This window comes from Dellaglioa sp. CoH-56-MRSF-10 (assembly GCF_056782175.1).
The window spans coordinates 120,630-132,992 of record NZ_JBXAYF010000003.1; the positions used below are offsets into that span (position 1 = coordinate 120,630).

Genomic DNA, 12,363 nt, shown 5'->3' on the forward strand with positions numbered 1-12,363 from the left:
TTAATAAATTAAACACATTAGTCTTTAGAGACAAATAATACCATTATTTAAAAAATGATACAAGTCTTTAGTTTTTCAAACTAACATATTTGTAAATAATTTGACCTTCTCTTTGCGCATTACCAACGATTGCCTTACGTAATTTTTCTTTTTGCCAAACAAGTTGAAACGCCATAAATTCATCTGGGTTGATTGTTATTGTCTCTATTTCACCAGCAATCAATGCATCAATTTTTGCTTTATAATCTTCGCTCATTTTCAAACCTCTTTTCACTAAAATCTACTATACTAAATTCATTATAGATTAGCCTCCATAAAATGTAAAAAAGGAGTTCTAATTGCTTGCAGAATTTTTCCATATTTTGTATACTATTCATCGAAGGTCAAAGATGGTCAACATGTTTTTGATCTTAGATAAACTAAACTATACGAACGAAATATGAAAGGTTGTGACACATATGATCTGTCAAAATTGTCAAATCAATCCAGCGACAATACACTTATCAACTAACTTAAATGGTCAACATCAAGAATACGATTTATGTCAAAATTGTTATCGATTACTAAAAGATGAACAAGAGCGTTTAAGTAATGGTCAAATCCGTAATAATCAACAAGATCCATTTAGCTTTGGTAACCTTGATGATTTATTTAATGCGATTGCACCAAATAGTCAAAATAATAGTTCACAAAGAAAAGAGCAGACACCTCCTACCCAAGCTGGTAGAAATGGTGGCGCTAATAAAAATAATGGTAAGGATACAATCCTTGGTCAATTCGGTCTTAATTTAACCGATGAGGCACGGGCAGGAAATATTGACCCGGTCATTGGTCGCGATCAAGAAATTAATCAAATCATTGAAATTTTGAATCGTCGGACAAAAAATAATCCTGTTCTAATCGGCGAAGCTGGTGTTGGTAAAACAGCAGTCGTTGAAGGATTAGCTCAAAAAATTGTTGATTCAGCTGTTCCTCAAAAACTTTTAAACAAACAAGTTATTCGATTAGATGTTGTTTCATTAGTTCAAGGAACGGGTATTCGTGGTCAGTTCGAAGAACGAATGCAACAATTAATGAAGGAACTTAAAAATGATAAGTCTATCATTCTATTCATTGATGAAATTCATGAAATTGTAGGCGCTGGTAATGCTGAAGGTGGTATGGATGCCGGTAACGTTCTAAAACCAGCTCTTGCTCGAGGCGAATTACAACTCGTTGGCGCAACAACTCTAAATGAATATCGTCAAATCGAAAAAGATGCTGCGCTTGCACGTCGTTTACAGCCTATCCAAGTTGATGAACCTAGTGTCGAAGAGTCAATCGTCATTTTAAAAGGTATTCAAAAGAAATACGAAGCTTACCATCATGTTCATTATAGTGATGAAGCAATTGAAGCTGCTGCTTCTCTCTCTGACCGTTACATTCAAGATCGTTTTTTACCAGATAAAGCCATCGATTTACTTGATGAATCTGGGTCAAAAATGAATTTAACCATTAAAGCTATTGATCCCAAATTAGTTGCAGAAAAAATTAAAAACGCTGAAACTCAAAAACAAGCTGCACTAACCGACGAAGATTATGAAAAAGCAGCCTACTATCGCGATCAAGTCGCAAAATTCAAAGAATTACAAGATAGTAATACTGATTCTGATGAATTACCAATTGTAACCGAAAAAGAAATGGAACAAATTATTGAAGAAAAAACAGGGATTCCTGTAGGCGAACTAAAGGAAAAAGAGCAACAACAATTGAAAAATTTAGCCACTTCCCTTCAAGCTAATGTCATTGGCCAAGATGACGCCATTGATAAAGTGGCCCGCGCCATCCGCCGTAACCGGATTGGATTCAATAAATCTGGGCGTCCTATCGGATCATTCTTGTTTGTTGGACCAACTGGAATTGGTAAAACAGAACTTGCTAAACAATTATCAAAAGAATTATTTGGAACAAAAGAATCAATGATTCGTTTCGATATGAGTGAGTACATGGAGAACCATTCAGTTTCTAAATTGATTGGTTCCCCTCCTGGCTATGTTGGTTATGAAGAAGCTGGTCAATTAACTGAACAAGTTCGTCGTAATCCATACAGTTTAATCTTGTTAGATGAAGTTGAAAAAGCACATCCTGATGTTATGCATATGTTCTTGCAGATTCTTGAAGATGGCCGTTTAACAGATTCACAAGGTCGCGTGGTAAGTTTCAAAGATACGATTATCATTATGACATCTAACGCTGGTAGTGCTGATGCTGAAGCAAATGTTGGCTTTGGTGCAACGTCAACTGGTGCAACCCATGCCATCATTGATAAACTATCAAATTACTTCCGTCCTGAATTTTTAAACCGTTTTGATGACATCGTTGAATTTAACTCATTAAGTAAAGAAAACTTAGTTTCAATCGTAAGTATCATGCTTGATGACGTTAATAAAGTTCTTAAAAATCAAAACTTAGAACTTCACGTTACAAATCGGGTTGAAGAAAAATTAGTTGATTTAGGCTACAATCCCGCAATGGGTGCTCGTCCACTAAGACGTGTTATCCAGGAACAGATTGAAGATCAAATAGCTGACTTCTACCTTGATAATCCTGATGTAACAAAATTAGCTGCAAAAATTGAAAAAGATGAAATTAAGATATCAGCCGATACAACTACTGATGTTAAAGATTCCGACTCTAACGTTGAAAAGTAAAGGCTAAACTAAAGATGCAGACTCAGATAATTTTTTCTGAGTCTGCATCTTTTTTTATTTTATTCATTCTTTTAAATAAATAAACGATATTTCAAACACTTTTCCCCAATAATTAATCTTTTTAGGTTATAATTATGATATTAGATTATGAATGGAGCTGATTAAAATCGCCTTAAGAGATTTCTTCCGGAATATGTTGTCTGTTTTTACAAAAAATGACCAACCTACTTCCACTTCCGATATACAATTTGTATTCAATTCTGAATCAACAAAAAAATATAAGGCACCAAAACAAAAGAAACATGAAGTCATTGAAGAAAAAACTTTTCTACCAACATCTGTTTCAGATGCCACAATGATTGTTTACTATAAAGACCAAAATAATAATAATCTATCTCGTCCGCAAATTATCAGTGGCACTATAGGTAGCGATTTAAGACTTCAATTTGAACCAATCAATGATTATAATCTAGTTGGCATTTCGGGATTCACAAGTACTTTTGTAACCAACTATGGTGCTATTATTTTAAGCTATGAAAAGAAACATGGCGCTGCCGTTTGGATTTATAATCAAGATATTGATGGTGGCTACTTAATCGGCTCACCCACTTTACTACGTGGCCATTTGAATGACCCTTTCACTTATGACCCTGTCAATATTCCAGGGTTCAATTTATTGCGTGCCTCAAAAACTAGTTATGGTACTTTCACAAATGAACAACAAACCATCTACTATTATTATCGCAACATCAATTGGAAAACCGTCGATCAAATTGACGCATACATCCAGATTACAAAACGCGTACGTCCTTATGACTTACCCGAGGGTAACTCCTATCCCGCCTTCTTACCTGCTGGCGTTATTTTACAAGTATTTGAAAAAATCGAAACGAATTTGGGAACTATTTGGTACAGCATAGGTGGCAATCAATGGTTAGAAAGTACTTCTAATGTAAAAATGATTATTCAACCCAAATATGCTTTATTACCCGACAATGACACCAATGAATTTACTAAAAAAATAATCAATCACTCTGCTTCAATTGATTACATTCCTAATAAATCTGTAACTATTTACACTAAACCTTATGGTAAAAAATTACGAGTTTTAGCTGACAATACACAAGTTACTTTAATCAGTCAGTTATCATCAAGTAATGATGTTTGGTTTGAATTAAAAGATGGTGGTTTTATTGATGAAACTTACATCAAAATGCCTTACTCATTAAATTAATAAGCACTCAAAAAAGAGGTATACCAATTGGTATACCTCTTTTCGTTTATAGTTTTGATGTTAATGTAACGTTTGGATATTTGTCAGCAAACCAGCGTTCTGCGAATGCATTTTCAAACAAGAACAACGGTAAGTCTTGTCGATCTTTAACAAGTAAGTTACGTGAACTTGACATCTTTTCATCCAATTGTTCTGGATCAATCCAGCGAGCTGTTTTAGAACCCATTGGTGTCATGATAACTTCTGAATTATATTCATTTAACATTCTGAATTGGAAGACTTCAAATTGAAGTTGACCAACGGCACCCAGAATATAGTCACCCGTGTTGTAACTTCTATATAATTGAACAGCACCTTCTTGAACCAACTGTTGAATACCCTTATGGAATGATTTTTGTTTCATTACATTTTTAGCATTAACGCTCATGAATAATTCAGGCGTAAATTGAGGTAATTTTTCAAAGGTAATTGGTTTCTTCATGTTACTGATTGTATCGCCAATTTGGAAATTACCAGTATCATATAATCCAATAATATCGCCAGCTACAGCTGATTCTAAAACTTCACGAGAATCTGCCATAAATTGGGTTGAATTAGATAAACGCATTTTCTTTTCAGTTCTTGCTAATTTAACATCCATCCCACGTTCAAATTCACCTGAACAAATTCGAATAAACGCAATTCGATCACGATGATTAGGATTCATATTTGCTTGAATTTTGAAAACAAACCCAGAAAAATGTTCATTTGTTGGTTGTATCGTTGTTTCTTCAATCGTTTTATGTTCTTGTGGTGCTGGTGCATAGTTCAAATAAATATCTAAGAACGTTTTTACACCAAAGTTAGTTAATGCTGATCCAAAGAAAACCGGCGTTAAATCCCCTGTTGCGATTTTTGCTTCATCAAAGGTATTACCAGCATCGCCCAATAATTCAATTTCATCTAGCACTTCTTGATAGATACTATCTTCTTTTAAAGGATGGTCGCCTTCAATCTCACCGGCGTCATTTAAATCAACGTAGTCCATGCCTTTATCTTCTTTTTGGTAAAGTTCAATACGATGGTTGTAGATATCGTATAATCCCTTTAAGCCTTTACCCATACCAATTGGCCAGTTCATTGGGTATGATTCAACGCCCAAGACCTCTTCGAGTTCAGCCATTAAATCAAGTGGCTCACGTCCATCACGATCCATCTTATTGATGAATGTGAAAATAGGAATGCCACGCATTTTACAAATTTTAAATAATTTCTTTGTTTGTGGTTCAATTCCTTTTGCAGAATCAATAACCATGACTGCAGAATCTACGGCCATTAATGTTCGGTAGGTATCTTCCGAGAAATCCTCATGCCCAGGTGTATCTAAAATATTAACCCGCTTATCGGCGTAATCAAATTGCATAACTGAACTAGTAACAGAAATACCACGTTTCTTTTCAATTTCCATCCAATCAGATTTTGCAAAAGTACCAGATTTTTTACCCTTAACTGTTCCGGCAGAACGGACAACCCCACCGAATAAAAGTAATTGTTCTGTAATGGTTGTTTTACCAGCATCGGGATGAGAAATAATCGCAAATGTTCGGCGTTTTTTTACTTGAGTCTCTAATTCTTCTGTATTCATTTTTTGTCCTCTCTAAAACATATTACTCATAGTTTATCATAAATGATAATGAACTTCGACGTAAAAAATGATAAGGTCAATGGAACTTATTAGAGTTCTATTGACCTTATCATCCCATATTTTATTCTTTACTCTTTAAAGTATCTTTTAACCGTGTTTCGGGAATCATAACTTTCAATTCCACTAATCGAGAACCGTCCATTTTTTCCGTTTCGAGAAGTATACCATTGTGAAGTGTAATCTGTAGTTGTTCATTATTACCGGGAATTCGACCTAATTCAGTTAAGACGAATCCCGCAATTGTGTCTACGTCTTTAACGTTGATATCACAATTAAATTCATCATTAAAATCGTCAAGTGTCATTCGACCTTGTACGATATATTCATGTGCATTAATTTTTCTCAATGTATCATCAGGGCTATCTGACTCATCGTCGATATCGCCAACAATCTCTTCAATTAAATCTTCAATTGTGGCAAGTCCAACAACACCGCCATATTCATCCAATAAAATAGCTAATTGAGTGTGTGTTTTCTTCATTTCGAATAACAAATCATCAACAGCCATCGTTTCTGGAATAAACATGGGCTCTTGCATAATTTGACGTAAACTAATTCTATCGAACCCTTTTGCTCTAGCAGCTTTAAGCAAATTTTTGATATGAACAACGCCAACGACGTTATCTTTATCATCACTATAAACGGGTACACGAGAATAAGGTTGATTTAAAATAGCATCAATATTACGATCATTATCGTTTTGTAAATCAATCATAAAAGCATCAGTTCTAGCGACCATAACTTCACGAGCGAATTTCGTATGTAACGAAATAACGCCTTCCATCATTTCATATTCATCTGAATCAATAGCACCACGCTCTTCACCAGTTTGAATCATATGAACAATTTCTTGTCGACTAATAACCTCAATATTATTTTTATTAAACTTAATTGGTGTTATTTTTTCTAATGCACGGATTGAAATTGATAACAACCAGTTAAATGGTTTGAAAACAATCGCAATAAGTTGAATAGGCCCAGTCGTTGCTCTGGCAATTTTGTCTGGCATCTGTAGTGCCAATTGTTTAGGATATAATTCTCCTAAAACTAATGAAAAATAAGATAAAATCAACGTAACGATAACTACTGCAACATCATGTGCCCACACAGCACTCCCAAACAATGGTTCAACATATTTAGCCAAAGATGTTGCTGCAAAAGCTGAAGACAAGAACCCGGCAAAAGTAATACTAATCTGGATAGTTGATAAAAATGATGTCGAATTATTTAATATACCAAGAATTCTTATTGCACCTTTATCTCCAGCTTTCGCCTCTGCCTCAATTTTATTACGATTTACTGAAACTACTGCTAATTCTGCAGCTGAAAAATAGGCATTCACTAATGTCAAAATGACTAATAATAACAGCTGCAACAGCAGTTCGTGACCAGGGTCTGAACTCATTTACTCATCCGCTCCAATTCATTTGTCTTTATTTTTTAACCTACGGATATTATACACCTATTAACATGCAGAAATCCGATTGCTAATTGCTAGTTGTCTCATCACTAGTTGAGCTCGTTGAACTAGTTGTATCTGATGTTGAACTAGAATATGATCTTGTTGTGTTATCGGTACTAGAAGTATCTGAACTTGTTGTACTATCTGAGCTTGTATCAGCATTAGAGTATGAACTTGCTGTACTTGTACTATCTGAAGTTGTATCGTCATTAGAGTATGAACTTGTTGTGTTGTCTGAAGTAGTATTATCAGAACTTGTATTATCTGTGCCTGTTGTATCTGAAGATGTAGTATCTATACTTTTTCCACTTCCAGCAACGACCTTAAGCGTTTGCCCAGGTCTTAATGTTGTATTTTCCATGTCATTTAATGCAATTAGTTCCTTCACTGTCATATCATGGCTTAACGCAATAGATGACAATGAATCACCATAAACAACAGTTATCGTATCCGTATCAATATTAGAACTTGACGACGAAGACGACGTTGATTTACTTTTTTTAGACACAGATTTTTTCTTTTCAGTTTTCTTCTTTTTTGATTTTGGTTTTGATTTTTCACTAGACTTACTCTTACCATATTTCGATTCAGCTAATTTTTGTTGTTCAGCGTACTCCTTTTTTTGTTGGTCAGATGACCCACGAGTAGCAACCCACTCAACGACGTCATGACCAGCCTTCGTACTAGCTAATATCGTCCCACCACCGATACACACAACTGCAACTATACCAATAATTACTTTCGTTCTTAATTTCATAACTTCCTCCGAGTTAACTCACATTTATTTAGGTACTTTTATTTTTTGTCCTACATGCAAAAGATTTGATGATAATTCATTGATGTCCATCAATTGATCACTGGTTGTATCATTGGCAGTCGCGATACTTGATAAACTATCCCCACTACCTACCTCAAACATCTTCGTACTAATTTTACTGATACTTTCTTTCTTTTCACTACTTTCCTTCTTTTCACTACTTTCTTTTGCTGCTGACTCAGAACTAGCCACCCTTTCAGATGACTCTCTAGCTAGAACGGATTCACTTTCTGCCTTAGCTTTAGCAAGCGACTCATTCTGCCGCTTTTTTTCAGCAGACCGTTTGGCTGACTTGCTTGAAGCAGCTTTAGCTGATTTAGATTTAGAAGATGCCACCACTTTTTTAGAGACATCAGCTCTACTAATTGAGCTTGAAATTGCTATTTTTTTTGATTCACTTACAGACTTCTGACGTTGGGCGATTGAACTCGATTCTTGCTTGTCATTGTTCATTTGAACATACTTGGCAGAAACTGTTCCTATCACTGCTAAAATCAAAATACCAATAACCATCAAAGCTAGTTTACCGTGCTTTTTACCATTTTTCTTTTTTAAAAAATATTTTGTATCGTCAAATGCTTGTCCGTTATAAAAGGCATCTCTACGACGCAACTCAATTGATCGAGGCATATCAGGATCAAAATGCGTTTTTTTATATTGTGTATATAAGGTCTCTACACTAAATGATTTACGTTCTGAATCACGTTGTTTATCGTACTCACTTCGTTTCTCATCAGTCAAACTATCGTACCAAGCAACAAAATCTAAATAACTCATAACGACTTTTTCAGACTCACCGATATCCATCAGTTGACCGTTTTGAATCCAGGCAATTCTGTCTGTTAAGAACTCCATTTGTTGTAAATCTTGACTAGCAAGTACAAAAGTTTTGCCCTCTGTTTGTAGGCTTTTAATTTTATCAACCGTTTTTTGATAAAAAATATCATCTAATGCTGATAGAATACCATCTAAAATAATAATATCAGGTTCAATGAAGAAGGCCATTGCTAACTCAACTCGCGCACGCATATCGGGAGAGTAATCTTCAATTTTACTTTCTTTTAATACCCCTAAGTCAGCAAAATTTAAAACATTATTCAAAGTTTGATCACTATTTTTGTAATCAATCTTAGAATCAGTAATTGCTTCTTGAATATTTTGCACAGCCGTTTTATCGCGTTTTAATTGTGTCTCATATGATACAATCGTCGTGTGACCGGCCATCGTTAGAAAACCCGTTGTTTGTTTGGCTTTACCGGCTAGAATGTCAGATAACGTTGCTTTCCCTGAGCCACCCATGCCAATAATACCAAAAAATTCACCACGATAAATATCAAACGAGATGCCCCTTAAAGCCCAATAAATATCTTTCGAATCTTTATCAATTTTTCGATTTTTTTTACTTGTTATACCTTTTGTAACATACTCTAATCGAATTTTATAATCTTCCATTTTATCACCATTAATCATTCAGTTATTTTAATTCTCAATAATAACATGTATACACTTACGCTTATACAATTCTACCATTAATCACTAAAAATTAACATCTTATCCGATGTTATCAGTATTTATATTTTAAAAAATAAAAAGCATATCCTCCCAAAAGGAGAATATGCTTACTTACCTAAGATAATGTCAGAAACTTTTTGAGAAGCTTTTCCATTATCCCATTCAATAAATTTATTTTGAAAATCTTTAAATTGTTTTTCGTAACCAGGATAATCACCATTTTGCGTATAGACATCCAATTGTTTATAGAAATCTGGTTCTTTTTCTACGATTGGTCCTGGCGCTTCCATCTCAAAGTTGATATAAAAGCCGCGTAGTTCATCCCGATAATGTTCTAAATCATAACAATAAAACATCATTGGTCGATTCAAATTAGCAAAATCAAACATCACTGACGAATAATCCGTAATCATCATATCACTCATTAAATATAATTCAGTAATATTTTCATCTGCCATTATTTTAACACGATCTTCAAATCCTTCGATATTAATACTATTCTTAACTAAATAATGAGGCCGCATAATTAAAATAGTATCGTCTGATACATGTTGAAAGAATGATTCGAATGAAAAAGCCATTTCGAATTTATAAACACCCTGAGTATAAAAGCTATCATCACGCCATGTTGGCGCATAAAGAACCACTTTAGCATCTTCATTACCAAGATACGTTTTCTTTAAAGCTCTAATATCTTTTTCATTATTATCCGCATATAAAATGTCATTCCTTGGGTATCCAATATCCAAGGATTTATTTTTAAAAGCAAATGCACTTTCAAAAATTTGCTTTGAATAATGATTAGGCGCTATTAAATAATCCCAACGTGCTGTTTCCACTTTAAAATTAGCATGGTATAACGCTGTCGTTGTACCTGGCATTGAAACATTTTCAATATCCATTCCTAAATGTTTCAACGGTGTCCCGTGCCATGTTTGTATATATGTAGTCTTCGGATTCTTTTTCCACCAAATAGGTAATCTTGAATTAAAGACCCAAAATTCAGCCCTCGCCATTTTGATAGTCCAAGAAAATCCAAAGCGTTTAATTAAATTAATTTCCGGATATTGTTCTTTTAATTTAGTGTACATGCTTGGTTTAACGCTAAAATATAAAAGCTTCGCATTTTCTTCACCAAGATCTCGTCTAGTCTGCTTGTAAATGGCCATCGGGTTATCGTTAACATCGCGCCCATTAAAGCTTTCAAAGACAACTTGGTGTTTTTTAATTGAAAATTTAATTGTAAAATCATTTAACGTTATTAAAATTTGGCGACCAATCCGCTTAACCACTTTTTGGACTATTTTTTTAATTTCATTCATTATTTTGTTCTCCTTACTACAAAAGATAAAATAATAAAATATTTTACAAGTTCATCCCTAAATCTTTTTTAATTTTTGTTGTTGAAATACCATCTGTTCTTGGTAAGTAAATAACTTCACAGTAATCGCTTAAAAAGTCAAACTTACCTGCCCAATCATCACCCATCACAAATGTATCAATCTGATTATCGACGACGTCACTAATTTTTTGGTCCCATTCAGTTTCTGGAATCACTTCATCTACGTACTTAATTGCTTCTAAAATGAACTTACGATCTTCATATGATGTGTAAGCCTTTTTCCCTTTAATTGCGTTAAATTCATCTGTTGAAATACAAACTGTTAAATGGTCGCCCATTGCTTTAGCGCGTTGTAAAATACGTACATGACCCTTGTGTAATAAATCGAATGTTCCATAAGTAATTATTTTTTTCATGTTTTTGCTCCTCCGTCGTTATCAATAATAATTTATTTTATCATAAACTGTTATGACTGTCTTATTTTTCCTGCAATTGTCTAATATCGTAAAAGTATTTAATAACAACTTTTACAACAGCATATAAGGGAATTCCTAAAATCATTCCTAGAAGCCCAGCAATGTTACCAGCTACTAGTAATAATACAATAATCGTCAATGGATGTATATTTAATGATTTGCCTATAACATTAGGATAGACAAAATTACCATCAATTTGTTGGACAATTAACACAACAATCACGACAAAAATAACCATTTGAGTAGACTGTGTTACCGCAATAATCAGTGCTGGGAAAATACCAATATAGGGTCCAATATAAGGAATAATATTAGCAAGGCCAGCCACAACTCCTAGTAACAAAATATACGGCATACCAATAATTGAATAACCAATAGCGGTAAATACCCCAACGAAAATACATTCAATAGCTTGTCCACCAATGTACGCTGAAATTGTATCACCCATGCGGTCAAGTAACTCAACGAGCTCATCCCCATGTTTTTCTGGAACAAGTTTTTTAAGCGTTGGGACTAGTTTTTGACCATCTTTTAACATATAGAACAACATCACAGGTACTGTCAGTGCAACAACTGTCACACTCGTTACAACCCCAATCATTGATCCTATCGAGTTCGTCAAATTGGTTGCAATTGATTTGAAGTAGGTCCCAATAGAATTTTCAAACTGGTTTAAATAGCTAGTAAAATCAATTTCTTTAAACCAAGCATATTTATTTAAATGATTAAACGTATCTTTTGACGACTCACTAACTGCATTTGCATAATCTGGTAGGTTAACCACCAATTGACTTAGCTGACTGACTACTCTCGGAATCAGGTACCCTATTAAGGCAACTAAAAGAATTGCTAGGAATACAAATAGAATGGCAACTGACAACGTTCGAGAAAATTTGAATTTTTTGATTTTTATTTTCATTAAAAATTTAACGACCGGATTAAATAAATAAAATAAAAACCCAGATATAATAATCGGAATAAATAATGTGGAAATAAACGTTCCTATTGGACTAAAAATAAAACTTATTTTTGTACACATCCAAATTAACGAGGCAACGATTAATAATTCAAGTGACCAAAACATCAATTTAGACTTTTTTAATCTATCAAGCATCGATATGGTTCTCCTTTAATTTATGTATAGTA

The 12,363-nt window shown here is 34.0% G+C and carries 10 protein-coding genes; 2 read left to right on the forward strand and 8 right to left on the reverse strand.

Going from position 1 to position 12,363, the window contains the following annotated elements:
- Nucleotides 1–67 precede the first annotated feature (67 nt).
- On the reverse strand, nt 68–256 hold the full coding sequence (locus AC1RP4_RS04285) for a hypothetical protein (protein WP_057973672.1): 189 nt from the start codon (nt 254–256) through the stop codon (nt 68–70).
- 202 nt (nt 257–458) lie between these two features.
- Between AC1RP4_RS04285 and AC1RP4_RS04290 the strand changes: the two genes are divergently transcribed.
- Together AC1RP4_RS04290 and AC1RP4_RS04295 are read left to right on the forward strand one after the other, a co-directional pair.
- Entirely contained in the window at nt 459–2,690 is a 2,232-nt protein-coding gene (locus AC1RP4_RS04290; RefSeq protein WP_481761503.1) for an ATP-dependent Clp protease ATP-binding subunit, read from the forward strand.
- A gap of 151 nt (nt 2,691–2,841) precedes the next feature.
- Nucleotides 2,842–3,924: a MucBP domain-containing protein gene (locus tag AC1RP4_RS04295; protein WP_481761504.1), complete on the forward strand. Its 1,083-nt coding sequence runs from the start codon at nt 2,842–2,844 to the stop codon at nt 3,922–3,924.
- A 46-nt stretch (nt 3,925–3,970) separates the two neighbouring features.
- Here AC1RP4_RS04295 and AC1RP4_RS04300 read toward each other — a convergent pair whose 3' ends face one another.
- The 7 genes from AC1RP4_RS04300 to AC1RP4_RS04330 form a co-directional block, all read right to left on the reverse strand.
- A complete protein-coding gene (locus AC1RP4_RS04300) occupies nt 3,971–5,548 on the reverse strand; it encodes a peptide chain release factor 3 (protein WP_481761505.1) in 1,578 nt (525 codons plus the stop codon).
- Nucleotides 5,549–5,669: 121 nt separating this feature from the next.
- Nucleotides 5,670–7,013: a hemolysin family protein gene (locus AC1RP4_RS04305; protein WP_481761506.1), complete on the reverse strand. Its 1,344-nt coding sequence runs from the start codon at nt 7,011–7,013 to the stop codon at nt 5,670–5,672.
- 82 nt (nt 7,014–7,095) lie between these two features.
- Entirely contained in the window at nt 7,096–7,827 is a 732-nt protein-coding gene (locus AC1RP4_RS04310) for a LysM peptidoglycan-binding domain-containing protein (RefSeq protein WP_481761507.1), read from the reverse strand.
- Nucleotides 7,828–7,851: 24 nt separating this feature from the next.
- Entirely contained in the window at nt 7,852–9,357 is a 1,506-nt protein-coding gene (locus tag AC1RP4_RS04315; protein WP_481761508.1) for an ATP-binding cassette domain-containing protein, read from the reverse strand.
- A gap of 149 nt (nt 9,358–9,506) precedes the next feature.
- Nucleotides 9,507–10,712, reverse strand: a complete 1,206-nt coding sequence (locus AC1RP4_RS04320; RefSeq protein ID WP_481761627.1) for a CDP-glycerol glycerophosphotransferase family protein — start codon at nt 10,710–10,712, stop codon at nt 9,507–9,509.
- Between the two features lie 52 nt (nt 10,713–10,764).
- Complete coding sequence (tagD, locus tag AC1RP4_RS04325) at nt 10,765–11,157, reverse strand: glycerol-3-phosphate cytidylyltransferase (protein ID WP_481761509.1); 393 nt, start codon at nt 11,155–11,157, stop codon at nt 10,765–10,767.
- Nucleotides 11,158–11,218: 61 nt separating this feature from the next.
- Entirely contained in the window at nt 11,219–12,331 is a 1,113-nt protein-coding gene (locus tag AC1RP4_RS04330; RefSeq protein WP_481761510.1) for an AI-2E family transporter, read from the reverse strand.
- Nucleotides 12,332–12,363: the final 32 nt, after the last annotated feature.

Bases quoted from the DNA above. Each gene is read 5' to 3' on its own strand.
- AC1RP4_RS04285 (WP_057973672.1), bottom strand. From the start codon at position 256: ATGAGCGAAGATTATAAAGCAAAAATTGATGCATTGATTGCTGGTGAA.
- AC1RP4_RS04290 (WP_481761503.1), top strand. From the start codon at position 459: ATGATCTGTCAAAATTGTCAAATCAATCCAGCGACAATACACTTATCA.
- AC1RP4_RS04295 (WP_481761504.1), top strand. From the start codon at position 2,842: ATGGAGCTGATTAAAATCGCCTTAAGAGATTTCTTCCGGAATATGTTG.
- AC1RP4_RS04300 (WP_481761505.1), bottom strand. From the start codon at position 5,548: ATGAATACAGAAGAATTAGAGACTCAAGTAAAAAAACGCCGAACATTT.
- AC1RP4_RS04305 (WP_481761506.1), bottom strand. From the start codon at position 7,013: ATGAGTTCAGACCCTGGTCACGAACTGCTGTTGCAGCTGTTATTATTA.
- AC1RP4_RS04310 (WP_481761507.1), bottom strand. From the start codon at position 7,827: ATGAAATTAAGAACGAAAGTAATTATTGGTATAGTTGCAGTTGTGTGT.
- AC1RP4_RS04315 (WP_481761508.1), bottom strand. From the start codon at position 9,357: ATGATTAATGGTGATAAAATGGAAGATTATAAAATTCGATTAGAGTAT.
- tagD (WP_481761509.1), bottom strand. From the start codon at position 11,157: ATGAAAAAAATAATTACTTATGGAACATTCGATTTATTACACAAGGGT.
- AC1RP4_RS04330 (WP_481761510.1), bottom strand. From the start codon at position 12,331: ATGCTTGATAGATTAAAAAAGTCTAAATTGATGTTTTGGTCACTTGAA.